Consider the following 25,746-nt stretch of genomic DNA (forward strand, 5'->3'; position numbering starts at 1 on the left):
CTATAGCTTAATATAAAATAGGATATTAGAGTTATAGTGTATTAGATGGACTTATTGGGTTGTATATTATAGAAAAATAGTATTGTTGAATTAGTTAAATTAAATAAATAATAGTAAATATTATTATTTATTTTGTATTATTAATTAAATAAGGCTGTTAATTATGAAAATTTATACCTTTAATAAGACAGAAAAGGATCCTTTTTGTCGTGGGAAACAGATTGGAGAATGTTGGGCAACACAAATAAAACAGATTGTAATGCTATATTTAGATTTTTTTCTCGTATTGGCATAACTATCAATCAGGTCAGAAAAATTGGCGAGAATAGCTTATCTGCCTTGGAGTATTGGTGTCCAGATTTGGCAAGTGAAATTGAAGCAACGGCTCTTGGCGCAGATCTTCCCGTTTGGTATTTGGCAAGTCTCAATGCACGAACTGAAATTTTATCAACCAAAGCAACGTCATATTTAGGTGAATGCTCTATCGCAATTTATGCAGCTCCTGATACTAATATGCCACAAACTATACAAACTTGGGATTGGCATGACGTTTTAGCACCTTGCGGATTACTGACTGAATTGCAGAATAAAAAAGGAATGCGATTTAAGCTTTTTACCGAATTTGGCATGTTAGGTAAAATTGGTGTTAATAGCGCTGGATTAGGATTACATTTTAATATCTTACATCATATAAGCGACAATGATTCTGGTGGAGTGCCTGTACATGCAGTAGCTCGCCGAATATTAGAAGAAGCAACAACCATAGAAGAGGCCATCGCTTTAGCATTTTCTGCGCAAGTGAGTGCATCGTCAGTATTAAGTATATTTTCCCATCGTGCTGAAAGATGCAGAGCGGTAAGTATTGAGTTAAGCCCATTTTCGGACAGCGATCATTTATCCGCAACAAAATGATTGGTTACTACATACTAATCATTTTCTGGCATCTGAATTAGTTTCGGGGGAACGCACTACTGATGATGCTACTTATAAACATTATGAGCATCTTAAAATAGTCGCTAGTGATATGAAAAATAAAGGCATTATAGAGTCTGCTGCGGCAATGTGTGGTCCCGAAGGTGAGCAGTCACCAATTTGTTTTTTACCTGATAGTTCGCAACCTGATACCGAGCGTTGGGAAATTTTATTGACAATTAGTATTAATACTAAAAATTGTATATTAAAATATGCCGCAGGCAATCCTTATCAATTATCTCAAACAGGTTACCGCTCTTTTTAGCAACAAAATTTATTTAGTATATTAAAAAAGTAATACATTATTTTAATAAAATATTTTATGGTCATAATCCTATTATTGAGTTGTTATTTTCTTTAAAGTTTTTTATTTACGATTAATAAAATCATCACTATACTGTTTATTTAAGCAGTGTTATTGGGAGAAGGTTGTGCACAAAATTATCCATATTGATATGGATTTTTTATGCAGCTATAGAAATGCGTGACAATCCTTCTTTGCGCAATATTCCTCTAGCGATTGGCGGTAGAGCGGATCGGTGTGGGGTAATTTGTACAGCTAATTATATGGCTCGACGTTATGGTGTGCATAGTGTAATGTCTACAGCTTTAGCACCTAAACGTTGCCCACAATTGAGAATTATCCCTGGCCGCATGTCTTTATATAAAGAAATATCATGGCAGATACGGCAGATTCTGCTCGATTTTACGCAATTGGTTGAGCCTATTTCTTTAGATGAAGCTTATCTTGATGTGACAAATAGTCCCCATTATCACGGTTCCGCAACCTTGATAGCTAATGCGATTAGACAGCGCATTAGCTATCAATTATCGCTTACGGCATCAGCGGGTATCGCACCGGTCAAATTTCTCGCTAAAATTGCTTCCGATATGAATAAACCTAATGGGCAATATGTTATTACTCCTGATCAAGTGGCCAATTTTATTTATCCATTACCATTAAGAAAAATTCCTGGTGTTGGTAAGGTTACGGCACAGCGGTTGCAAAAATGGGATTGGAGACCTGTGGCGATATTCAACAATTTGATTTGATTACATTAGTGAAAGAATTAGGTAAATTTGGTCAAATTTTATGGGATCTTAGTCATGGCGTAGATCCACGTAGCATTAATAGTGAGCGTTTACCTAAATCAGTTGGGGTAGAGCGTACTGTTGCTAAGGATATTTATCAATGGGATGACTGTATGAAAATTATTGAACGACTTTATCCAGAACTTGAGACTCGATTAGCAAAAATTAAACCGGAGCTTAGCATTGCAAGTCAAGGCGTTAAGATGAAATTTACCGATTTTCAGTTAACGACTCAAGAGCATAGTTATCCGATTTTAAGTAAAGGTGATCTTATCCAAATAGCGCAGCAAATTTGGCAACAGAGGCGAGCAGATCGCGGTGTTAGATTAGTAGGTCTACATATCACTTTACAAAATCCACAGATAGAAAAGCAGTTAATACTGAACTGGTGAAAAGCAGGCTAGTTTAGCCTGCTACAATTATTAACCTTTTTCAGGTATTGATTTAAGTACTGATGTTAACAGTTGCCAGTATTTCTCGACACTTTTAATGTTAGCTCGCTCGTCGGGTGAGTGGGCGCCATATATCGTTGGCCCAATGGAAACCATATCCATTTGAGGATAAGGTTTTTTAAATAGTCCACATTCTAAACCAGCATGGATCACCATGATCTTAGGTGTTTTGCCAAATAGTTGCTGATAGATATCGCTAACAAGTGCCATGACCGGGGATTTCGGGTTTGGTTTCCAGCCAGGATAACTGCCTTTATGTTCACATTCCGCACCGGCAAGCATCGATAATGATGTCAACATGTTAATAACATAATCTTTGCCCGTTTCAATTAATGAGCGAATTAAAAAAGTAATTTCGGCCTTTTTTTCATCCATATTAACAACGCCGGTATTGAGTGAAGTTTCAACAACCTCTTTGATGTCGTCACTCATCCGAATAACACCGTTAGGCGCAGCATTGAGAAAGTGTAATAAACGAAATTGACAATCTGCGGTTAGCGCAAATAATTCTGTTGTTGTCTCATCAAGGGTAATGACTAAGTTTTTTTCAAGCGCGGCAAATTCAGATCTTAGCATCGCTAGATAGTGATTTTTACTGGTTTCTAAATTAGCTGCTACTGATATGGGCACAGCAATAATTGCTTCACTCTCACGAGGGATCGCATTACGTAAGCTACCCCCTTGAATATGAATGAGCTTTAATTGTAATTCACTGGCATGACCAGCTAGAAAACGCGCCAATAGTTTATTCGCATTAGCTAATCCTAAATGAATATCACCACCCGAGTGACCACCGGTTAATCCTTTAAGTGTTATTTTGAAGATTATATGATTAGCTGGAATGGCTTCTCTTGCCAATTTAAAGGTAGTAGTAAAATCAACGCCGCCGGCACAACCCATGTAGATTTCGCCTTCTTCTTCGGAATCGGTATTGATCAGGATATCTGCTTGTAGCCAATTTGGCTGTATGCCAAAAGCACCAACCATGCCGGTTTCTTCCGTCATGGTGAGTAAAACCTCTATTGGCCCATGTTTAACATGCTCATCATCCAGTACAGCTAAAGCAGAGGCCATACCGATGCCATTATCTGCACCTAATGTGGTACCTTGCGCTTTCACCCATTCATTATCTACGTAAGGACGGATAGGATCCTGAGTAAAATCGTGCTGAGTATCACTGTTTTTTTGTGGCACCATATCCAAATGGGCTTGAAGCACGACAGGTCGAAGATTCTCCAAGCCGGCTGTAGCCGGTTTGCGAATAAGAATATTACCGACTTTATCGCGTTCAACGCTAAATTTTTTGCTCTCCGCCCATTGAATAATATAGGAAGCAAGTGCTTCTTCATGTCCAGATGGATGAGGAATTGCACAAATTTGTGCAAAAATATCCCAAAGCGGCTGTGGTGAAAGCTGTGAAAGTTCAGACACGTTTTATCTCCTATTACTACCCTTATTATTAAGATTGCTAATTAATTCCGCAGTCTTGGTAAATATTATTTATTTTATTAATTCAGAATATCACCTTCTAACATCTATTCCTTTAGTTAATTGTGATATTATTAATTAATTTCTGGTTTTTGTTATTACAAATCACTATAATCTCGGGCAATATTTTTTCCACTAATATGCTTTTCTAAAATTGTCTCTAGCCGTTGGGCTCAGAATTTTATGAGTGAAAAATACATCGTAACATGGGATATGTTGCAAATGCATGCCCGTAGTTTGGCACAATGCTTACTACCTGCCAAGCAATGGAAAGGCATTATTGCGGTTAGCCGCGGAGGACTTGTTCCAAGTGCTATTGTTGCTCGTGAATTGGGTCTACGCCATATTGATACGGTCTGTATTTCAAGTTACGACCATAATAGCCATAAAAAACTTAAGGTTATTAAGAGAGTGGACGGTGATGGTGAAGGTTATATTGTGGTCGACGATTTGGTCGATACTGGCGGGACAGCGCAAGCTATCAGGGATATGTATCCCAAAGGCTATTTTGTGACTATTTTTGCTAAACCCGCTGGGCGTCCATTAGTTGATAATTATATTATTGATATACCGCAAAATGACTGGATAGAACAACCTTGGGATATGGAAAAAGAGGTTTTTATTAAGCCGCTTTGTGAACAATAATAATTATTTTATTTATTTCGCTTTGATTCGTGAAATAAAGTATATGATATAGGGATGCTAATTGCATCCCTTTTTCATTGCTAAAGTTTTTAACTGAATAAAGTCAATATGAGTGAAAAAAATCTGTCAGAAAAGCTGTTTAAGCCTAAATCAAAATTGAAACAAACTGAGACCTCTGTTCTGGTGACTTATAGCGTGCCTAAAACGCATTTATTGAAGCATAGCTCAACATTCGAAGGGACGAGTTATGTTAGTTGGTATCGTATGCTTAACCGGCTAATATGGATTTGGCGTGGCAACAATGGGCTGGCAGAAAAAAGCACTTGAATTGCCAACAAAAATAGCAGCACGCCAAGCTTGGTTACGGGCAACTAATTTATATAGTATTGCCGCATATCCTCATCTTAAAGGTGATAATCTTGCCGAACAAGCGCCGTTATTAGCTAATAAAGCTTATGAAAATGCAGCGCAATTGACCGATTTTCGACTGAAAACAATTTCTTTCAAAATAGCGGATGGTAAAAAAGAGGTGATTGGTTTTTTACATTTACCGGATACCAGCCAAGGTCCGTGTCCCACGATTTTAGTTTGTGGCACATTAGATAGTTTACAACTAGATTATTACCGCCTTTTCAACAACTATCTGGCCCCGCAAGGTTTTGCTATGTTAACCCTGGATATGCCATCAATTGGCTATCCTATTAAATATAAACTTTCTCAGGATACTAGCGCGCTGCATCAACAGGTACTTAATCAATTAGCTAATATTCCATGGATCGATCATACTCGAATAGGTGTAATTGGTTTGCGTTTTGGTGCCAATATTGTGCACTTCGCTTAGCTTATTTAGAACCCAAACGCTTAAAAGGTGTTGCAGTTTTAGGGCCCATCGTCCACAGCTTGCTTACTGAACAAAAATATCAGGATCAAATACCGGTAATGAATATTGATCTCTTTGCCAGTCGATTAGGTTTCTATCAGGTAGATGAAGCTATTTTACGTTCAGAACTAAGTTGTTATTCGCTAAAAAAACAGGGATTATTAGGGCGTCGCTGTTCTGTGCCGTTTATGGCTGTCAACTGGCAAAATGATATTTTTAGTCCTAAAGAAGACGCACAACTTATCGTACGTTCGTCCATTGACGGTAAGTTATTGACTTTACCAACCAAGCCGTTGTATCAAAATTTTCATCAGTCACTTTCTAGAGTAGTGAGTTGGCTGAAAAGCAAAATTGAATAATCGTTGTGATTACTTGATTATTTTTCCTTATTTGCTAAAAAAGTAGCTTAACAACAAGGAGATCCTTATTATGGCTTTAACTTCAAATTATTCTAAAAGTAAATTATTGAAGCATTTTGACAGGTTAGGACCTTATCTCCGCGAATCTCAATGTCAGGATGATCTCTTTTTTTTCGACTGCCTTGCTATTTGTGTTAATGCAAAGACTGCTCCAGAAAAGCGTGAATTTTGGGGATGGTGGTTGGAATTAAGACGAGAACTTGACGGATTTGTATATCATTATAAATTAGGTATGTTTGATAAAGCGGGTAATTGGCAGCATATCGAAATTAATAAATCAAATATTATCAAGTCGCTTGAAGAGACATTGCAAGAATTCCACAAACGTTTAAGTGATTCACTTAATACATTGGAATTAACATTAACCCCTTGCCCCAAAATGGTTGCAATTAATATATAGCTTATATTGTTGGCAACTATTGTAAAATTAACTTTTCATTAAAATTGCGTTATGTAAGTTGGCATAACGCTTCTTACTTGGTAAAACTGATGACTAAATATTTATTGTTATAGAGAGTTAATGGCAGAAGCATGATGAACAATAGCCAAACTTTGGTGATAAAATTAGGAACAAGTGTATTAACGGGTGGATCGCGTTGTTTGGATCAGGATTGTATTGTTGAATTAGTGCGACAATGCGCACAGCAGCATGAAAATGGTCACCACATTATCATTGTCACTTCGGGTGCAATTACTGCTGGCCGAGCTGGAATTGAAGTGATTATTGCCGCCGGTGATAAGCCTAATGTGATCGCAAATGTGCTCGAAGGTGCAAGTAGGAACAAAATTTCATCGCTTAAAAACGCTGATGGAAAACCGAAAACGGTGGATTTTTGGCGCGCCTCTGGCGGGTGGAATTGTTGTCGATGAGGGTGCTGCTTTGGCTATCCAGCAAAAAGGCAGCTCATTATTACCAAAAGGAATAAAGAAAATTAGTGGTAATTTTTCGCGCGGCGACGTTGTGCGTATTCTTAATTTATTAGGCAAAGATTTAGCACATGGGGTGACTCATTATAATGGCGATGCTTTACGCCTAATCGCAGGATATCATTCGCAAGAAATTAATCGAATTTTGGGTTATGAGTATGGTGCTGTTGCTGTTCACCGCGACGATATGATAGTGAGTAAATGATGTTGGAAAAAATAGGCAAAGCGGCTAAACAAGCTTCATGGTACCTGGCAGGGTTAAATACAAAACAGAAAAATAATGTCTTAATGGATATTGCTGATTGCCTGCAACAACAGAGTGATGCAATTTTAGCTGCTAATGCTCAGGATATGGAAGCCGCAAAAGCTGGCCATATGAGTGCAGCTATGCAAGACAGACTATTGCTAACTGTTGAGCGATTAGATGCTATTGCGAATGATGTAAGAAAGCTATGTCAATTAGTTGATCCGGTTGGATGTATACTCGATGGCGGCTTATTAGATAATGGCTTAAATATACAACGTCGATGTGTTCCTCTGGGCGTGATTGGTGTTATTTATGAAGCGCGTCCGAATGTAACGATCGATGTTGCCTCGTTATGTTTGAAAACCGGTAATGCGGTAATTTTACGTGGTGGTAAAGAGGCCTCACAGACTAATCAAGCAATCGTTAAAGTTATTCAGCAAGCGTTGCAACAAAATGATATTCCACAGGCAGCGGTTCAATCTATTGATGATCCAGACAGAAAATTAGTAACCCAATTGCTGAAAATGGATCGCTATGTAGATATGTTGATCCCGCGTGGTGGTGCAGGTTTACATAAGCTATGCCGTGAACAATCAACCATCCCAGTGCTCACTGGCGGTATTGGTGTCTGTCATATTTATGTCTATCAGCATATTGATTTTAACAAAGCACTACCACTGATCGTGAATGCTAAAGTGCAGCGTCCAAGTGCATGTAATTCATTGGAAACGTTATTAGTTCATAAAAGTTTTGCAGCTACATTTCTACCGCTTTTGGCTGAGCAAAATGTGACGCTACATGCCAGTCGGCATGCGATATCCTATTTAAAGTCAAGCCCGGCAAGCGTTGTTGAAGTGTTGTAGCAGAATTACCGTGATGAATGGTTATCGCTTGATGTTAACGTTACAGTCGTCAACGATATCGATGCTGCGATTAATCACATTCGGGATTATGGAACGGCCCATTCTGATGCTATTTTGACCTAATCAATTCAACAAGCTGATTATTTTGTTCAGAGCGTTGATTCTGCGGCGGTTTATGTTAATGCCAGTACGCGATTTACAGATGGCGGACAATTTGGTTTAGGTGCAGAGGTTGCGGTAAGCACACAAAAACTGCATGCAAGAGGTCCGATGGGATTAGATGCATTAACAACCTATAAATAGATTGGTTATGGATATAATTTAACACTTTCTTGAGTCATTACTTCACGATTTTTTGAGCCACACTGTTGTTGTGTTGCTTTATTTTAATCGTGGAAATTTAGAATTTTTACTTTTGTAAATTTTAAATCTCGCTTGTAAGCTGACATATATATATATTCTAACTAATTAAATAAATTATCGATTAGGACGACTTGATATGCTTTATCTTATTGGACCAAGAGGTGCAGGGAAGACAACAGTAGGAAGAAACGTTAGCTGAATCTAGGATGTGTCATTTTTTTGATACCGATTTGTTAGTTAAACAAAATGCTAAAATAAGTATTGCCGAGTTAGTTGAACGAGATGGTTGGGATTGCTTTCGTGATTTGGAGTCCAGCGTGTTGCGATCAATACAACAGCCAAACTCAGTGATCTCAACGGGAGGAGGGATTATTTTACTGAAAGAAAATCGTGATTTTATGAAAAAAAATGGCTGTATTATTTATTTACAAGCTCCATCTGATGTATTGATTAGGCGTCTGTCTGCTGATCCTGAAATTTCACAACGACCAACATTAACAGGTAAGCCCTTAGCAGAAGAGATAGCTGAAGTAATGAATGAAAGAGAAGGTTACTATTTAGATACCGCTGATTACATTATTGATGCCGCCTTACCGACGACAAAAATTGTTTACCAAATAGACCATTTTTTGCAAAACGATAAAAAATACTTTGTATGATCTCAATTTTGCCATGTTAGTCATCTTCGGTGAAAGATGTACTCTAAAATGATCAATAACATTAAGGAGTAAGGAAAGAGATATGCTGATAAAATTATTGCGCGCAATATTTCAGTTTTTTTTCGCGTGACTGTGGTTGGTGAAATAAAACTTAAAGAATATGAGCGATGTTTAATAACACCTATTCATGTCTCTTTTTTAGACGGGATTCTACTCGCTCTTTTTTTACCTATTCGCCCCCGCTTTTTGCTGTTTATTCATCTATCGGCACACCACGCTTTATTAAATTATTAAAACCCTATGCCGATGTTGTTCCGCTTGATCCTGCCAACCCAATGGCTATTCGAACTTTAGTTAGAGAAATAGAAAAAGGGCGTCCGATCGTCATTTTTCCTGAAGGAAGAATTAGCGTTCATGGTTCACTGATGAAAATTTATGATGGTGCTGCTTTTGTGGCGGCAAAAACAGCTGCTAAAGTTATTCCGATTAGCATTGATGGACCTGAATTAAGTTATTTCAGTCGATTGAACGGCATTTTTAAGCTTAAATATTTTCCTAAAATAACATTAACGATTTTACCAGCAACAAAAATTACCATGCCTGAGGCGAAACGAGCGGCAGACCGTCGTCGGCTGGCGGGAGCACAACTTTATAAGATTATGAAAGAGGCTCGATTGCATAGCCGTTGCTAGCAAACATTAATGGAAGCTTATTTTGCTGCGATGAAACGTTTTGGCCGTTTCACGGATTGTATCGAAGATATTAGTCTTAAAGAAGACAGCTATCAAAGTTTTCTCAAGAAAATCTTAGCGGCTGGGCTTATTATTGAACGTTATACCAAACAACATGAGCATATCGGTTTACTTTTACCTAATGCAACAATGACGGCGGCGACTATTTTTGGCGCAATATTACGTGGCCGGATCCCTGCCATGATGAATTATACTGCTGGTAGCAATGGCTTAAAAAATGCCATCAAAGCGGCATCCATTAAAACAATTTTTAGTTCTCGTCAGTTTATTGAAAAAGGTAAGTTATCACATTTGCCTGAACAGGTTACTGAAGTCAATTGGATTTTTTTAGAAGATCTGCAAAATACCCTGACTTGGCAAGATAAAAAGTGGATCCTATATCACTTACTATTGCCAAAAAAGGCGCTTATACCAGCAAAACCAGATGATGCGGCATTGATCCTTTTTACCTCAGGATCGGAGGGAACGCCTAAAGGGGTAGTTCATAGCCATACCAGTTTATTGGCTAATGTAGAGCAAGTTAAAACAGTGGCTGATTTTACCCCTAAAGATCGATTTATGCCCGCATTACCCCTTTTTCATGCTTTTGGGCTGACGGTAGGTTTATTTATTCCTATTTTTTCAGGTAGTCATGTCCTGCTTTATCCTAGTCCACTATATTATCAGGTGATCCCAGAATTGGTTTATGACAAAAATTGCACAGTACTTTTTGCTACTCCTACTTTTCTGGCACATTATGCCCGTTTTGCTCACCCTTATGATTTTGCGCGCGTCCGTTATATTGTTGCAGGGGCTGAAAAACTTATTGAAAGCACAAAAAAATTTGGTTCGACAAATTCGGTATCCGAATACTTGAAGGCTATGGCGTGACCGAATGCTCCCCCATTGTATCAATCAACGTTCCTATGGCGGCTAAAGTTGATACTGTTGGTCAAATTTTGCCTGGTATTGAAACCAGACTACTGCCGGTGTCAGGTATTGAGAAAGCCGGCCGTTTACAGTTACGCGGCCCAAATGTCATGAAAGGTTATTTACGAGTCGAGGATCCTAATCATTTAGAATCGCCTCCTGCTAAAAACAGTCAAGGAGAGAATGAGGAGGGATGGTATGATACCGGTGATATTGTTGAACTTGATAATAATGATTATTGTATTATCCGTGGTAGAGCAAAACATTTTGCAAAACTAGCAGGTGAAATGGTTTTACTAGAAACAACAGTCGAGCATCTTGCTGGCAGTTTATCATCCCATGCTCAGCATGGCGTGGTTATCAAAACTACCAATAATAAAGGTGAAAGCCTGATTCTATATACCACCGATAACACATTAGATCGTCGTCGATTATTAGCGGCAGCAAAAGAAAAAGGATTACCTGAATTAGCCGTACCAAGAGATATTCGCTACCTAAAAACATTTCCTGTACTTGGCAGTGGGAAACCGGATTTTGTGGCGTTAAAAAAATCGCGGATGAGGAGTCTTGATGAAAGATTTAATAGTATCGCCGCCGCTATTAACTAGAGGTATAAAAGCGCTACTTTTATCTCAATTTTTTCTGCTGTTGCTGATAATGCCCTATTATTTGTCATTTTAGCGCAACTCAAAGCCGCGCTTTATCCCGACTGGAGCCAACCTATCTTACAAGTGGTGTTTGTTTTTACTTATATTATATTAGCGCCTTTTGTGGGACAAATAGCAGATTGTTTTGCTAAAGGTCGGGTCATGTTATTAGTTAATATTAGTAAGTTGATCGGAGCGGTAGGCATTCTGTTAGGACTGGATCCTTTTCTCTGCTATGGTTTAGTTGGCATTGGTGCTGCAGCTTACTCGCCAGCAAAATATGGCATCTTAGCTGAGCTCACCACTGGCAATAATTTAGTTAAAGCAAATGGTTTTATCGAAGCTTCGACAATAGCGGCAATTTTGTTTGGTTCTGTTGCGGGTGGTTTTCTTGCCGATATCGATCTGTTATTTGCTTTAGCTATGAGTGTCCTGTTTTATGTAATTGCGGTGGTGATTAATTTATATATTCCTCGATTAGCGCCGGCTGAAAATAAACAAAAATGGGTTTTTCGCCAGCTAATTTTGAATTTTATTGGTCTATTTAAAACACTTTGGCGTGATCATGGCGAGCGATTTTCTTTAATTGGTACCAGTCTTTTTTTGGGGCGCCGGTGTAACACTGTGTTTTTTATTAGTGTTCTGGGTGCCAATAGCACTTAATATTACCGATAATACTACACCTACATTGCTGAATGGGGTGGTGGCAATAGGTATCATCATTGGTGCCGGATTTGCGGCACATATCATTACACTCAATAAAGTTAGTCGCTGTATTCCGGTAGGGATCTTTATTGGTGTGATAATTATTATTTTATCAATGCAACAACATCTTTTTTCTACTTATTTGATCCTTATTATATTAGGTGTTTTAGGTGGTTTATTTATTGTTCCGCTTAATGCTTTGCTACAAGAAAAAGGCAAACAGACGATTGGTGCAGGTAATGCTGTCGCTATTCAGAATTTAAGTGAAAATACCACTATGCTAATTATCTTGGGCTTTTATTCATTAGCGCTCAAAACCAGGTATTTCTATTATTACGATAGGAATATGGTATAACCTTTGCAGTAGCAATTGGCATCCTCTGGATTTGGTATCTATATCGCAAGATGTATGAAAAAGGAAAATGGCTAAAATGAATAGTGAGCAGCTGCTCTATGAATTAAGTAATAATCTTGCTAATAGCCTAAAGAAACAGGGTAAAACAATAACTTGTGCAGAGTCATGTACAGGAGGATGGATTGCTAAAGTCATTACTGATATTTCAGGTAGTTCTTCCTATTTTCAGCGAGGTTTTGTTACTTATAGTAATGAAGCTAAGCATGATATGCTAGGTGTGAGTAAAAATACGTTGCATAAATATGGTACTGTTAGTGAACAAGTTGTCATAGAGATGGCAGAAAGAGCGTTAGCTAGGGCTAATGCTGATTTTGCGGTTTCAGTTAGCGGTATTGCCGGCCCTGATGGTGGTACTGATGAAAAACCGGTTGGTACAGTTTGGTTTGGTTTTGCTAGCAAATCTTTTTCTGTTGCAAGGATAGTAACTCGTTGTTGCTTATTTAAAGGCGATCGTATTCAGATCCGACGCCAAGCCGTGATATTTTCATTAACAACACTATTGAAAGAAATAATCAAAAATTAACTTGATGCTGGATGGTTATACAGTATAATTATCAACAACCGATATCAAATCGTCTTATCTGCAGTGAAGTATTATCTTCACTTGATTGCTCGGGGGAGTTAAACAATGGCTATTGATGAAAACAAACAGAAAGCACTCGCTGCCGCATTAGGTCAAATTGAAAAGCAATTTGGTAAAGGATCAATTATGAGCTTAGGTGAAGATCGTTCTATGGATGTAGAAACTGTCTCTACGGGTTCATTATCTCTTGATGTCGCCTTAGGTGCAGGAGGCTTGCCATTAGGTCGTATTGTTGAAATTTATGGCCCAGAATCTTCCGGTAAAACCACGTTAACATTACAGGTTATTGCGGCAGCTCAACGTGAAGGTAAGACTTGTGCTTTTATTGACGCAGAACACGCTTTAGATCCTATTTATGCCAAAAAACTTGGTGTTGATATTGATAATTTACTTTGTTCACAGCCGGATACGGGTGAACAAGCACTGGAGATTTGTGACGCTTTAACACGGTCTGGGGCAGTAGATGTTATTATTGTCGATTCTGTAGCAGCTTTAACACCAAAAGCTGAAATTGAAGGTGAAATTGGTGATTCACATATGGGGCTAGCTGCTCGTATGATGAGTCAAGCGATGCGTAAGTTAGCCGGAAATTTAAAAAATTCTAATACACTATTAATTTTTATTAATCAGATCCGAATGAAAATTGGCGTTATGTTTGGCAATCCTGAAACAACCACCGGCGGAAATGCGTTAAAATTTTATGCTTCAGTGCGTCTTGATATCCGACGTATTGGTTCCGTCAAAAATGGTGAAGAAGTTATTGGTAGCGAAACTCGCGTTAAAGTAGTAAAAAATAAGGTTGCGGCTCCTTTTAAACAAGCAGAGTTTCAAATCTTGTACGGAGAAGGGATTAATATCTATAGTGAGCTTATTGATTTAGGTGTGAAGTATAAATTGATTGAAAAAGCGGGTGCCTGGTACAGTTATAATGGCGAGAAAATAGGTCAAGGCAAAGCAAATGCGACAGTTTATTTGAAAGAACGCCCACAAATTTACACTGAATTAGATAAAAAATTACGGGCTATGTTGCTTAATCACGCTGGTGAATTTAGTAGTGCCGCTTCTGATTTTGTGACAGAAGCGGTAGAGGAAACTTCATTACCAGAAGAATTTTAACTTAATAAATAAAATTGATTAAATCTATGGGCTATATTCGATCTGGATATGGCCTTTTGCTTATTATAAATTAGTTATTAATACAAGTTAGATTGAATTATGATTTGAAACACACTTTAGTAAAATAGTCTTGGAATTTACAATATTATTAACAATTAATGGATATGATTAGTTCATTTTTTACAAAAAGTGCTTTGTTTTTTTATATATAGCAAATTGTTATTATTGGCTTAATATATTCAGGCGCAGTTTTTGATTAATTTGTGTTAGACTTACGCTATTGCTTTCCTTAATCTTCTATTTAGCTGATAACTATAGCTTATACGTAATTTAAACTAAGTGAAATTAGCCACTGGAGTTATCTATTGGCAATTATCTTTCTAAATGTAGATGGAGACAAAATTTAACCGCTTTGTCCCGATAATAGGAAAATAAATATAATGAAATGGTGTTAATGTAGTGTTAGTTTCCCTGCATAATAGTTAAATCGTTTTATGTTAAACTAATCAGACTAGTCGTTGTTGTATTAGTTAGAAAACGATATATTTAGGGAAAGATGTACCTATAAAGCCTGAGCATTTGAGCGATGTATTAATACTCGTCAGTTAGTAGATCCTTGTCACCGATTTAGTCATAAAACAATTTAAGGATTTCTCAGGTTTGCCAGGTAAAAATGCCGTAGGTAACTTGATTGATGATAAAAATGTGTTTATCACATCAAGTCATAGATCTATTTTTCCAGCTTGATTTCAGGATAATTATGAGTAGTAAAAGCACCGCTGAGATCCGTCAAGCGTTTCTCGACTTTTTTCATACTAAAGGGCATGAAGTTGTACCTAGTAGTTCATTAGTACCAAATAATGACCCAACATTATTGTTTACTAATGCAGGCATGAACCAATTTAAAGATGTATTTTTGGGATTGGATAAAAGAGCTTATTCTCGAGCAACAACCGCACAGCGTTGTGTTCGAGCTGGAGGCAAACATAATGATTTGGAGAATGTTGGTTATACCGCTCGCCATCATACTTTTTTTGAAATGTTAGGTAACTTCAGCTTTGGTGACTATTTTAAACAGGATGCAATCAAATATGCCTGGGAACTACTGACAAGTGAGCAGTGGTTTAATTTACCCAAAGAGCGACTTTGGATCACCGTTTATCACACTGATGAGGAAGCTTATAAAATTTGGCAGCAAGAAATTGGTATTCCTGCTGAGCGTATTATTCGGATAGGTGATAATAAGGGTGCCCCTTATGCTTCTGACAATTTCTGGCAAATGGGGGATACCGGTCCTTGTGGCCCTTGTACAGAAATTTTTTATGATCATGGTGAACATATTTGGGGAGGGCCGCCAGGGTCACCTGAAGAGGATGGTGATCGCTATATTGAAATCTGGAATATTGTTTTCATGCAATTTAACCGCCAGTCTGCTGGCAGTTTAAAGGCACTTCCAACACCTTCTGTTGATACAGGCATGGGGCTTGAACGTATTGCCGCAGTATTACAACATGTTAACTCAAATTATGAGATTGATTTATTTCGTCAATTAATTGCTGCTATTGCTAAAGTGATTGCTTTATCGGATCTGAATAATAAATCATTACGCGTCATCGCTGATCATATTCGATCAAGCGCTTTTCTTATTGGTGATGGTGTATTTCCTGCTAATGAAGGACGTGGATATGTATTGCGTCGTATTATTCGTCGAGCGGTTCGTCATGGATATATGCTAGGAGTGAAAGAGATATTTTTCTATAAATTAGTTGCACGATTAATTCAGGTAATGGGTAACGTAGCTGACGAGCTAAAATCTCAACAAGCAACGATTGAAAAAACATTGAAGAATGAAGAGGAACAGTTTGCTCGTACTTTAGCGCGTGGATTGCAACTACTGGATGACGAATTAGCACAATTACAAGGCGACACTTTAGCTGGTGAAATCGCATTTCGGCTCTATGATACTTATGGGTTCCCATTTGATTTAACCGCTGATGTTTGCCGTGAACGCGATATTAAAGTCGACGAGTTAGGTTTTAACGCTGCGATGGAGCAGCAAAGAGATCGAGCTCGAGAGTCGAGTGGATTTGCGACCGATTATAATGATGCCATTAAAGTAGATAGTCATAGTGATTTCTCAGGCTATGAAAATAACAACCAACAAGCTACAGTAACGGCTATTTTTCATCATGGTAAGCCTGTCAATGTATTAAACCAAGGTGAAGAAGGGATTATTATTCTTGATAAAACCTCTTTTTATGCTGAGTCAGGTGGTCAGGTTGGTGATAGCGGTATACTTAGCAATAGCCATTGTCAATTTGCTGTGTCTGACACACAAAAATATGCTCAAGCAATTGGACATATTGGTAAGGTAATGACTGGCTCAATAGCGGTAAATAATTCGGTCGACGCAGGAATTGACATTGAACGTCGTAACGCTATTCGTCTCAATCACTCAGCTACCCATTTGTTGCATGCCGCTTTGCGTGATGTATTGGGAAATCATGTAAGCCAAAAAGGATCTTTAGTGAATGAGAAATATTTGCGTTTTGATTTTTCTCATTTTGCAGCAATGACGCCGATGCAAATACGCCAAATAGAAGATATCGTAAATTATCAAATTCGTAAAAATGACCCTATTATAACGACATTAATGGATTTAGAGGCGGCAAAAGAAAAAGGTGCGATGGCGCTTTTTGGTGAAAAATATGATGCACAGGTACGCGTTCTTAGTATCGGCGATTTTTCTATTGAGTTATGCGGCGGCACTCATGCCAATCGGACTGGCGATATAGGATCATTTCGTATTAGCAGCGAATCGGGTACGGCAGCGGGAATTCGGCGGATAGAAGCTATAACCGGACAAGTTGCTATAGATGATCTTCACCAGCAATCTAATTTATTGGCTGAAATTGGCCAATTAATGAAAGGTGATGCTAATAATCTAATGGAAAAAATTAAAACGACATTAGATAAAGTTAAGTTATTAGAAAGGTCGTTAGATCAATTAAAAGGGCAACAAGCTGCCCAAGAAAGCGTTTCTTTAAGTCAACAAGTTAAAAAAATTAACGGAGTTAGCTTATTAGTTACTCAGTTAAATAACACTGAGCCTAAACAGCTACGTATCATTGTTGATGACTTAAAAAATCAATTAAAATCAGCAATTATTGTGCTTTCTACTATAAGTAATGATAAAGTCAGTCTAATTGTTGGTGTAACCAATGATTTGACTGCTAAAATAAAGGCTGGTGATTTAATTTCATTTGTTGCGCAGCAAGTAGGCGGAAAAGGGGGTGGTCGCCCTGACATGGCTCAGGCGGGCGGCTCTAATATAACAGCACTTCCTGCTGCATTAGCATCAGTTGAAGAGTGGGTTAATTCGCGCTTGACATGAATTAACCATGAGGGTTGCATAACTTAATTATGCAACCTTTAACGGATTGTTTTTAAATGACTTAAGTACAAAATTATATTTTTAACTACAATATTAGTATGATGATTGCTTTAGGTTAAATAATTTAGGTGAATATCATTGCTTTACGTTTTCACGGTGTGTGATGGATAATAGCGGGGAAACCTAGAGACCCGACTCTTTTTAATTTTCAAGGAGCAAAGAATGCTTATTCTGACTCGTCGAGTTGGTGAAACGCTCATGATAGGCGATGAGGTAACAGTAACGGTGCTGGGTGTAAAAGGCAACCAGATACGTATAGGGGTTAATGCACCCAAAGAGGTTTCTGTTCACCGTGAAGAAATTTATCAACGGATCCAAGCTGAAAAAAGCCAGCCCAATAATCAGTAATTTTTAGTAAAGTGTTCATTCTTAGGTATATGTTAATTATATTTATAGAATGAGCGTGGTTTCTTATTGCCATCTATTTTATGTCTGTATTTTTCAAGCTTAGTATCCTATAAAACCAATTAGATAGATTGTAAAAAATGTCTTTTTTTAGTATTTTTTTACATTATGAATCAAATGCCGGATTTTAATTGTTAGATACCAACGCATTTTTTAAATACTTACAAATAAATCAATAGATTATTAGCTGACATAACTTATAAAAAGAAAATATTTAGGTTAACTATTTTACTCTGGAATAGTTTTCTTTATTAAAGGATAATAACCTACTTTTGATCTGTTTTTTCTGTTAATCTTCCTGTTTTGACGATTTTTTATTGGTCAATATAGAATGCCATATTATTTTATTTCGTTGTTAAACTACTCATCTTGATTGTGAAATGTGCAAACGAACTAAAGAACGTAAAAAGATCGGAAAAATTGTTTGACTTCTAAGTCTGGGAAAGTAATATGGGCGCAACGCAACAGAGAGATGGTTTGAGATTGTCTCATTGCTTATTCGGTGGTGAGGTGGCCGAGAGGCTGAAGGCGCTCCCCTGCTAAGGGAGTATGTAGTTAATAGCTGCATCGAGGGTTCGAATCCCTCCCTCACCGCCATTTTGATAGTGCATCCATAGCTCAGCTGGATAGAGTACTCGGCTACGAACCGAGCGGTCGGAGGTTCGAATCCTTCTGGATGCGCCATATCATGAAACCCTGTCAATTAACGGCAGGGTTTTTTGTTTTATAATTAAAATGTGTTTGTTAATAAAATATACGATTACTTTAGTGATTTGCTCTAGATAATCTAGACGGCGACAATTTTAATTATTTACGCTAAAGTAACTTTTTTGAAAGTAAAAATAACGAACGGATAACGGGAGGGCAATTTGATCCCGAATGTATCAAAAGCGCTATCATGGTTAGAGGCACGTCCTAATATTTTACATGGTCTTCGTCGAGGTATTGAACGTGAAACACTGAGAATTACACCAACAGGCGGACTGGCTAAGTCTCTTCACCCTGATAGTTTAGGGAAAGCGTTAACTCATCCATGGATCACGACTGACTTTGCTGAAGCTTTGTTGGAATTCATCACCCCAGTTGATAATAATATTGGGCACGTTCTAGCATTTTTAAGAGATTTACATCGTTATACGGCACGTCATCTTGATCATGAATTGATGTGGCCACTAAGTATGCCTTGTTTTATAGAGAGCCAAGATAACATTAAACTGGCTCAATATGGTGTTTCTAATATTGGTCGTTTTAAAACTTTATATCGGGAAGGATTAAAGAATCGTTATGGGGCGTTAATGCAAACAATTGCAGGGATCCATTATAATTTTTCTTTACCGATTGAATTTTGGCAAGCGTTGGTTGGTGTTAAGGATGCCGAAAGTGGTAAGGATGAAATTTCTGCTGGTTACTTTCGACTCATTCGTAATTATTATGGCTTTGGTTGGGTTATCCCCTATTTATTTGGCGCCTCGCCTGCAATTTGTGGTTCTTTTTTGCATGGAAATGCCAGGCATCTTCCTTTTGAGAAGACAGCTAAAGGAACCTATTATCTCCCTTATGCCACATCGCTACGAATGAGTGATTTGGGATATACCAACAAATCCCAAAGTGATCTGAAAATCACCTTTAATGATCTAACGACTTATGTTACTGGTCTTAAGCAAGCAATAAAACAGCCTTCTCCCGAGTTTACAAAATTAGGTATATACAATAAAGATGGTAAACATTTGCAACTGAATACCAATATTTTACAAATTGAAAATGAGTTATATGCGCCGATTCGACCCAAACGAGTGCTTATTGGTGATGAGTCGCTATCCGATGCACTGTTAAACAGAGGAATCGAATATATTGAAGTTAGAACTTTGGATATTAACCCATTTACTGCCATTGGTATTGATGAAGCGCAAATCCATTTTCTTGATCTTTTTTTAATCTGGTGTGTATTAGCGGATTCGCCTGTGATGGATGAAAGAGAATTAAATTGTTGTCGCACGAATTGGAATCGAGTGATCCTTGAGGGTCGTAAACCTGGACAAATAATCGGTGTGGGTTGTGGTGAGTCAATGAGACCTTTAAAAGAGGTAGGGCAGATATTATTTGATGATTTAATTAGAGTTGCTGATGCGTTAGATGTTAGTGGCAATACACGATATCGTGAAATTTGCTCTCAATTGATGGCAATGTTTGAAAATCCAGATCTTACTTATTCTGGCCAAATATTATCCCCGATGATTGAACAAAGTATTAGTCAATATGGTTTGCAATTGGCTAAGACCTATCATCAACAATTAAGTAATGAACCTTATGAAGTGATTACTGAAACTGAGTTTGCTAATGTTCGTCACACCTCGATTAGCGAACAGTTTGCAATTGAACAAACGGATAAAATAAGTTTTGAGCGTTACTTAAAGGCCCATATTGGGTAAGAATAAAGAAATGGCCACTTCAAAGTGGCCAAAATAAAATCTCTTAGAGAATAGGATGATAACAATTTTCGCGTCTTGCTTAAGTAAGACTTGCGATATGAAAGGAAGTTCCATTTATTTTGTAAAAAATTAATTTTTTGGAGATCACAGTAATGCCATTACTTGATAGTTTTATGGTTGATCATACCCAGATGAAAGCACCTGTTGTGCGTATTGCTAAAACGATGAAGACTCCTCATGGTGATGCGATCACGGTATTTGATCTTCGTTTTTGTGTGCCAAACAAACAGCTATTAACGGAGAAAGGCATCCATACATTAGAACATTTATTTGCCGGTTTTATGCGTGATCACCTCAATAGTAGCGATGTAGAGATTATTGATATTTCACCGATGGGCTGTCGTACAGGATTTTATATGAGTTTAATCGGCCAGCCTAATGAATAATCTGTTGCTGATGCCTGGAAAATGGCTATGCAAGATGTACTTAAAGTGACGGCTCAGAATCAAATACCTGAGTTAAATAAATATCAGTGTGGTACTTATGAAATGCACTCTTTAGTTGAAGCTCAGCAAATTGCTCGCAATGTGATTGAAAGTGGCATTGTGGTTAATAAAAATAACGAACTAATGTTATCGAAAGAAAAGTTAACGCAATTATCATCATAAAATAGCCTATAAAAAGCGGCTAAAATGATAGCTAGGATGGTTTTTGTTCTATCGTAAAGGGCAGGTCAATCGGCATTGCTCTAACTTGTTTAATCACGTTGCCATTGATAGCTAATACTATAAAACGGTACTTACCTATTAAGATTTCAGTATTTAGCATTGGAATGTCACCTAGCTCTTCTAATAACAGACCATTGATAGTTCTGGCGCCGTCAACCGGTAAGTGCCAATCAAAAGCTTTATTGATTTCTCGTATATTAGCAGTACCATCAATTAATACAGAACCATCGGTTTGTGGTAAAGCTTCCTCAGCTAAACTGGGAGACATTGAGGTGGTAAAATCACCAACAATCTCTTCAAGAATATCTTCTACTGTTACCAGCCCTTGAATATCACCATATTCATCAACAATAATACCTACTTTTTCATTATTACGTTGAAATTTTATTAGCTGTGTATTTAATGGCGTACTCTCTGGAATAAAATAAATTTTATCCGCAGCTCTGATTAGATTTTGCTTGTTAAATTCTTTCTTTTCGACCATTAGTCGATAGGCTTCACGAACACGTAACATGCCGATAATATCATCAAGGGTATCTCGGTAAAGAACAATTCGACCGTGTGGTGAATGAGTTAATTGGCGGATAATCGATTTCCATTCGGTATTAACGTCAATCCCAACGATTTCATTGCGAGGAACCATAATGTCGCCTACAGTAACTTTTTCTAAATCTAAGATTGAGATCAACATATCCTGATTACGGCGAGAAAGTTTACTTTTGGATTCATTAACAATCGTACGCAATTCATCTTTGCTAATCGCATCACTGCTAATAATGGGTGCTTTAATACCAAAGAAACGCATAAACATAAGGGTGATGGTGTTAAATAACCAAACAATGGGTAACATCAATTTCTGTAGCGGTTTAAGTAGAAGACAGCTAGGAAAAGCCACTTTTTCTGGATAGAGTGCTGCCATTGTCTTTGGTAGCACTTCAGCAAAAACCAGGATCACAAAAGTTAAGATACCAGTAGCGATGGCAACACCAACATCACCATAAAGCCTCATACCAACAATAGTTGCTAACGATGAGGCCAATATATTAATCAGATTATTACCAATCAAAATAACACTGATTAGGTGATCTGGTTGTTTTAATAGTGATTCAACGCGACGAGCAGCTTGATGGCCATGTTTGGCTAAATGGCGTAATCGATATCGATTAAGGGTCATCATTCCTGTTTCTGAGGCAGAAAAATAGGCTGATAAGATAATCATGACAATAAGTATGATGATTAAAGTACTTGTTGAGACCTGCTCCAAGGTAAAATTCCTATGTTGTTCATTAGTTAATCATAAAATAGTCTAAAAAATTAAATGACGATTACATGTTGTAGTAATCGATTACCAAAAAAAGCCAATGTTAAAATAAATGCGCCAATCAGATTAAAAACAATCACCCTTCTACCGCGCCATCCGTGATGAAAGTGACCCCATAACAAAATAATGTAAATAACCCAAGCACAAATAGATAAAATAGCTTTATGGATGTTTTCTTTATTAAAAACATTATCCATAAACATCATTCCTGTCCCGAGGGTGAGTGTCAGTAAAATGACCCCAACTTGTATAATGTGGAACATTTTACGTTCAATAACCATTAATGGTGGCATATCAGGTGTAAATATTAATTTTTTATTTTTTAATTGATAGTCTAATAAAGCTAACTGTAGGGCATATAAAGAGGCAATTATCAGGGTTGCATAGCCTAATAATGCTAGCCCGATATGAATAAAAGTCGCCACACTTGCTTCTAAGTGGATAATAAACTCACCGGACTTAATGGTTGCTAATAGTAAGTTGATAATAGACAAACTATAAACGATTGGTAGCAGGAACCAGGCGCGGTCGTTAAAGGCAACAATGGTCATAATGATACTGATTAACAAACTGACGATAGCGCCTAAGTTTAATAAAGTTAAATTCTGACCCCCGCTAACAAAGATCAATGTTTTTAATGCGATACCATGACTCACCAGAGCAATAACCGCTAATATGAGTGTCAGCCTGGCATAAAGTTTTTGTTTACCAGCCAAAGCTGGCATGATGAGTATCACGCTCAAAAAATAGGTACTAATGGCGATAATAGCGAATACTGGCATAATATTTTATTTGTTAGCTAATTTATTAAATGTGAGTTAGTTAGTATAGCGTTTGCCAGCATTGCCTCCAACAGTTGTTCACTATTCTTATGAAACTCGATGCAGAGATTGAATTATCATCGTGTTATAATAAAAATTAACTAACAGCAGATCCCTTTAACAGAATTGAGTTAAGCACATGTTTGATAATTTAACTGACAGACTTTCGCGTACATTGCGCAATATTAGTGGCCGTGGAAGATTGACTGATGACAATATTAAAGAAACATTACGTGAAGTTCGCATGGCGTTATTAGAAGCTGATGTTGCTTTGCCAGTCGTACGCGAATTTATTCAATCGGTAAAAGAAAGTGCAGTAGGTCAAGATGTCAATAAAAGCCTAACACCAGGCCAAGAATTCGTTAAAATTGTGCAAAATGAGCTCATTAAAGCGATGGGCGAGGAGAACAGTGCTTTAAATTTAGCGGTACAACCTCCCGCTGTTATTCTTATGGCCGGCTTGCAAGGTGCGGGTAAAACCACCACTGTGGCTAAATTAGGCAAATTATTAAAAGAAAAACAGAAGAAAAAAGTTTTAGTGGTTTCTGCTGATATTTATCGTCCTGCGGCTATTAAGCAATTAGAAACACTCACTCAAACAGTCGGGATTGATTTTTTTCCATCAACTGCCAGCGAGAAACCCGTTGAAATTGCGACTAATGTGCTACAACATGCAAAATTAAAATTTTATGATGTGCTAATCATCGATACTGCTGGTCGTCTGCATGTTGATGAAGCCATGATGGAAGAAATTCAGGCAATCCATCGCACTATTAATCCAATTGAAACCCTATTTATCGTTGATGCGATGACCGGGCAAGATGCCGCTAACACTGCTAAGTCTTTTAATGAAATGTTGCCATTAACCGGTATTATATTAACGAAAATTGATGGTGATGCTCGTGGTGGTGCCGCATTATCAATCCGCCATATTACAGGTAAACCGATTAAATTTTTGGGTATAGGCGAGAAAATTGATGGCTTAGAGCCTTTTTATCCTGACAGGATTGCCTCTCGTATCCTTGGTATGGGAGATGTCTTATCACTGATTGAAGAGATAGAAAGCAAAGTTGACCGTGAAAAGGCGGAGAAGCTTGCTCATAAACTTAAAAAAGGGAATAGTTTTGATTTAAATGATTTTCTTGAGCAGCTTAAACAGATGCGAGATATGGGTGGTATGGCGAGTATGTTAAGTAAAATGCCAGGCATATCGCAAGTTCCTGATGCGGTTAAGTCACAAATGGATGATAAAGTGTTGGTTAGAATGGAAGCGATTATTAGCTCGATGACCACTAAAGAACGACAAAAACCAGAGATTATTAAGGGATCACGCAAGCGGCGTATTGCAGCCGGCTCTGGCACACAGGTACAGGATGTTAATCGACTACTTAAACAGTTTGATGATATGCAGCGCATGATGAAGAAAATGAAAAAAGGCGGGTTGGCTAAGATGATGCGTGGGATGAAAGGTATGATGCCACCGGGTTTCCCTGGCGGTTAATAACCAGGGATTAAATAAACAATTCGTACTTTTGATTGCTTTTTATCTTAAAAAGAGTAGAATCTTGGGGCTTTTTATATACAACGAGACTCTATTCCTCGATAGGGTCTCGTTGTTTTGTTAACTAATGAGGATGTTATGGTAACAATTCGTTTAGCTCGTGGTGGCGCAAAGAAGCGTCCGTTTTATCAAATCGTTGTCACAGATAGCCGTAATGCACGTGATGGTCGCTTTATTGAGCGTATAGGCTTTTTTAACCCTATCGCATCAGGTAATGCAGAAGAGTTGCGTCTAGATTTAGATCGTGTTGAACATTGGGTTGATTTGGGTGCATCAGTTTCTGATTGTGTTTCGACACTGATCAAACAAGCAAAAAAAGCAGCTTAATTTACTACGGTGGTGGTGAGCAAAGAAGTTTGCCTTAAGATCCCTGTTAATCCTATTGTGTTAGGAAAATTAGGCTCTGCGCATGGCATTCGTGGTTGGCTCAGAGTTTTTTCATCCACCGAATATACCGAAGATATTTTTGAGTATCAGCCTTGGTTTATTCAACGTTCAGGTCAGTGGCAACAACTGGAATTAGAAGGTTGGAAACATCATAACCAAGATATTATCATCAAAATAAAGCATATTGATGATAGAAGTGATGCTAATTCAATGGCTAATTGCGAAATTATCGTCGATTCAGCACAACTACCTATACTTGAAGGTAATGAGTATTATTGGAAGGATCTGATTGGTTGCCAGGTCATAACTACTAAAGCTTATAGTTTGGGCTATGTTCAGGATTTAATGGAAACAGGCTCAAATGATGTACTGGTAATCAAGGCAAATCTGAAAGATGCATTCGGTACTAAAGAACGGCTAATACCGTTTCTTGATGAACAGGTGATCAAAAACGTTGATCTTACTACTAAGACAATTGAAGTAGATTGGGATCCTGGATTTTAAAC

Annotated in this window: 16 protein-coding genes, 2 tRNA genes and 8 pseudogenes; 23 read left to right on the plus strand and 3 right to left on the minus strand. The window is 37.7% G+C overall.

Annotation, left to right across the window (positions count from 1 at the left end):
- Nucleotides 1-204 precede the first annotated feature (204 nt).
- The 3 genes and pseudogenes from AC01GB_RS08100 to dinB all read left to right on the plus strand — a co-directional run bounded on the left by AC01GB_RS08100 (nucleotide 205) and on the right by dinB (nucleotide 2,456).
- Nucleotides 205-912 carry a C45 family autoproteolytic acyltransferase/hydrolase gene (locus AC01GB_RS08100; RefSeq protein WP_474451403.1) on the plus strand — a complete coding sequence of 236 codons (708 nt, stop codon included), beginning with the start codon at nucleotides 205-207 and terminating at the stop codon, nucleotides 910-912.
- 112 nt (nucleotides 913-1,024) lie between these two features.
- Nucleotides 1,025-1,237: a hypothetical protein gene (locus AC01GB_RS08105; RefSeq protein ID WP_474451404.1), complete on the plus strand. Its 213-nt coding sequence runs from the start codon at nucleotides 1,025-1,027 to the stop codon at nucleotides 1,235-1,237.
- Nucleotides 1,238-1,403: 166 nt separating this feature from the next.
- Nucleotides 1,404-2,456 (plus strand): annotated as a pseudogene (gene dinB / locus AC01GB_RS08110) (DNA polymerase IV).
- A gap of 30 nt (nucleotides 2,457-2,486) precedes the next feature.
- Here the strand turns inward: dinB and AC01GB_RS08115 are convergent.
- The gene (locus AC01GB_RS08115) at nucleotides 2,487-3,947 is read right to left on the minus strand and encodes an aminoacyl-histidine dipeptidase (RefSeq protein ID WP_474451406.1); all 1,461 of its coding nucleotides are present in this window, start codon (nucleotides 3,945-3,947) and stop codon (nucleotides 2,487-2,489) included.
- Nucleotides 3,948-4,187: 240 nt separating this feature from the next.
- Here AC01GB_RS08115 and gpt point away from each other — a divergent pair, with 240 nt between their 5' ends.
- The 17 genes and pseudogenes from gpt to luxS all read left to right on the plus strand — a co-directional run bounded on the left by gpt (nucleotide 4,188) and on the right by luxS (nucleotide 21,090).
- The gene (gpt, locus tag AC01GB_RS08120; protein ID WP_474451407.1) at nucleotides 4,188-4,649 is read left to right on the plus strand and encodes a xanthine phosphoribosyltransferase; all 462 of its coding nucleotides are present in this window, start codon (nucleotides 4,188-4,190) and stop codon (nucleotides 4,647-4,649) included.
- Nucleotides 4,650-4,757: 108 nt separating this feature from the next.
- Nucleotides 4,758-5,888, plus strand: a pseudogene (locus AC01GB_RS08125) (alpha/beta hydrolase).
- Between the two features lie 70 nt (nucleotides 5,889-5,958).
- Nucleotides 5,959-6,348: a sigma factor-binding protein Crl gene (crl, locus tag AC01GB_RS08130; RefSeq protein ID WP_474451409.1), complete on the plus strand. Its 390-nt coding sequence runs from the start codon at nucleotides 5,959-5,961 to the stop codon at nucleotides 6,346-6,348.
- 134 nt (nucleotides 6,349-6,482) lie between these two features.
- A pseudogene (locus tag AC01GB_RS08135) lies at nucleotides 6,483-6,599 on the plus strand (glutamate 5-kinase); the annotation flags it as partial.
- 36 nt (nucleotides 6,600-6,635) lie between these two features.
- Nucleotides 6,636-7,080, plus strand: a pseudogene (locus AC01GB_RS08140) (PUA domain-containing protein); the annotation flags it as partial.
- A pseudogene (proA, locus tag AC01GB_RS08145) lies at nucleotides 7,080-8,288 on the plus strand (glutamate-5-semialdehyde dehydrogenase). The pseudogenes AC01GB_RS08140 and proA, both read left to right, overlap by 1 nt.
- A gap of 266 nt (nucleotides 8,289-8,554) precedes the next feature.
- Complete coding sequence (aroL, locus tag AC01GB_RS08150) at nucleotides 8,555-9,007, plus strand: shikimate kinase AroL (protein WP_474451410.1); 453 nt, start codon at nucleotides 8,555-8,557, stop codon at nucleotides 9,005-9,007.
- 93 nt (nucleotides 9,008-9,100) lie between these two features.
- Nucleotides 9,101-11,276, plus strand: a pseudogene (aas, locus tag AC01GB_RS08155) (bifunctional acyl-ACP--phospholipid O-acyltransferase/long-chain-fatty-acid--ACP ligase).
- A pseudogene (gene lplT / locus AC01GB_RS08160) lies at nucleotides 11,236-12,455 on the plus strand (lysophospholipid transporter LplT). Before aas ends, lplT begins: the two co-directional pseudogenes overlap by 41 nt.
- Nucleotides 12,452-12,958, plus strand: coding sequence for a nicotinamide-nucleotide amidase (gene pncC, locus AC01GB_RS08165; protein WP_474451411.1), 507 nt, complete (start codon nucleotides 12,452-12,454; stop codon nucleotides 12,956-12,958). The pseudogene lplT and the gene pncC overlap by 4 nt, the downstream one beginning before the upstream one ends.
- Before the next feature lie 105 nt (nucleotides 12,959-13,063).
- Nucleotides 13,064-14,134: a recombinase RecA gene (recA, locus tag AC01GB_RS08170; RefSeq protein ID WP_474451412.1), complete on the plus strand. Its 1,071-nt coding sequence runs from the start codon at nucleotides 13,064-13,066 to the stop codon at nucleotides 14,132-14,134.
- Between the two features lie 760 nt (nucleotides 14,135-14,894).
- Complete coding sequence (gene alaS / locus AC01GB_RS08175; protein WP_474451413.1) at nucleotides 14,895-17,528, plus strand: alanine--tRNA ligase; 2,634 nt, start codon at nucleotides 14,895-14,897, stop codon at nucleotides 17,526-17,528.
- Nucleotides 17,529-17,750: 222 nt separating this feature from the next.
- Nucleotides 17,751-17,936: a carbon storage regulator CsrA gene (gene csrA, locus AC01GB_RS08180; RefSeq protein WP_474451414.1), complete on the plus strand. Its 186-nt coding sequence runs from the start codon at nucleotides 17,751-17,753 to the stop codon at nucleotides 17,934-17,936.
- A gap of 561 nt (nucleotides 17,937-18,497) precedes the next feature.
- Nucleotides 18,498-18,590 (plus strand) — tRNA-Ser (locus AC01GB_RS08185).
- A gap of 10 nt (nucleotides 18,591-18,600) precedes the next feature.
- Nucleotides 18,601-18,677, plus strand: a tRNA-Arg gene (locus AC01GB_RS08190).
- Nucleotides 18,678-18,862: 185 nt separating this feature from the next.
- A complete protein-coding gene (gene gshA / locus AC01GB_RS08195; RefSeq protein WP_474451415.1) occupies nucleotides 18,863-20,422 on the plus strand; it encodes a glutamate--cysteine ligase in 1,560 nt (519 codons plus the stop codon).
- 152 nt (nucleotides 20,423-20,574) lie between these two features.
- Nucleotides 20,575-21,090: pseudogene (luxS, locus tag AC01GB_RS08200) on the plus strand (S-ribosylhomocysteine lyase).
- Nucleotides 21,091-21,121: 31 nt separating this feature from the next.
- Here luxS and AC01GB_RS08205 read toward each other — a convergent pair.
- Nucleotides 21,122-22,414, minus strand: a complete 1,293-nt coding sequence (locus AC01GB_RS08205) for a CNNM domain-containing protein (RefSeq protein ID WP_474451416.1) — start codon at nucleotides 22,412-22,414, stop codon at nucleotides 21,122-21,124.
- 50 nt (nucleotides 22,415-22,464) lie between these two features.
- Complete coding sequence (locus tag AC01GB_RS08210; RefSeq protein WP_474451417.1) at nucleotides 22,465-23,253, minus strand: cytochrome C assembly family protein; 789 nt, start codon at nucleotides 23,251-23,253, stop codon at nucleotides 22,465-22,467.
- A 178-nt stretch (nucleotides 23,254-23,431) separates the two neighbouring features.
- Here AC01GB_RS08210 and ffh point away from each other — a divergent pair, with 178 nt between their 5' ends.
- The 3 genes from ffh to rimM all read left to right on the plus strand — a co-directional run bounded on the left by ffh (nucleotide 23,432) and on the right by rimM (nucleotide 25,744).
- Nucleotides 23,432-24,793: a signal recognition particle protein gene (ffh, locus tag AC01GB_RS08215; RefSeq protein ID WP_474451418.1), complete on the plus strand. Its 1,362-nt coding sequence runs from the start codon at nucleotides 23,432-23,434 to the stop codon at nucleotides 24,791-24,793.
- A gap of 138 nt (nucleotides 24,794-24,931) precedes the next feature.
- Complete coding sequence (rpsP, locus tag AC01GB_RS08220) at nucleotides 24,932-25,180, plus strand: 30S ribosomal protein S16 (RefSeq protein WP_474451419.1); 249 nt, start codon at nucleotides 24,932-24,934, stop codon at nucleotides 25,178-25,180.
- Between the two features lie 15 nt (nucleotides 25,181-25,195).
- Nucleotides 25,196-25,744: a ribosome maturation factor RimM gene (gene rimM / locus AC01GB_RS08225; protein ID WP_474451420.1), complete on the plus strand. Its 549-nt coding sequence runs from the start codon at nucleotides 25,196-25,198 to the stop codon at nucleotides 25,742-25,744.
- The last annotated feature ends 2 nt before the right edge of the window (nucleotides 25,745-25,746 follow it).

It is taken from the genome of Candidatus Arsenophonus phytopathogenicus, from assembly GCF_056113345.1.

Bases quoted from the DNA above. Each gene is read 5' to 3' on its own strand.
- AC01GB_RS08105 (WP_474451404.1), top strand. From the start codon at position 1,025: ATGAAAAATAAAGGCATTATAGAGTCTGCTGCGGCAATGTGTGGTCCC.
- gpt (WP_474451407.1), top strand. From the start codon at position 4,188: ATGAGTGAAAAATACATCGTAACATGGGATATGTTGCAAATGCATGCC.
- crl (WP_474451409.1), top strand. From the start codon at position 5,959: ATGGCTTTAACTTCAAATTATTCTAAAAGTAAATTATTGAAGCATTTT.
- aroL (WP_474451410.1), top strand. From the start codon at position 8,555: ATGTGTCATTTTTTTGATACCGATTTGTTAGTTAAACAAAATGCTAAA.
- pncC (WP_474451411.1), top strand. From the start codon at position 12,452: ATGAATAGTGAGCAGCTGCTCTATGAATTAAGTAATAATCTTGCTAAT.
- recA (WP_474451412.1), top strand. From the start codon at position 13,064: ATGGCTATTGATGAAAACAAACAGAAAGCACTCGCTGCCGCATTAGGT.
- alaS (WP_474451413.1), top strand. From the start codon at position 14,895: ATGAGTAGTAAAAGCACCGCTGAGATCCGTCAAGCGTTTCTCGACTTT.
- csrA (WP_474451414.1), top strand. From the start codon at position 17,751: ATGCTTATTCTGACTCGTCGAGTTGGTGAAACGCTCATGATAGGCGAT.
- AC01GB_RS08210 (WP_474451417.1), bottom strand. From the start codon at position 23,253: ATGCCAGTATTCGCTATTATCGCCATTAGTACCTATTTTTTGAGCGTG.
- ffh (WP_474451418.1), top strand. From the start codon at position 23,432: ATGTTTGATAATTTAACTGACAGACTTTCGCGTACATTGCGCAATATT.
- rpsP (WP_474451419.1), top strand. From the start codon at position 24,932: ATGGTAACAATTCGTTTAGCTCGTGGTGGCGCAAAGAAGCGTCCGTTT.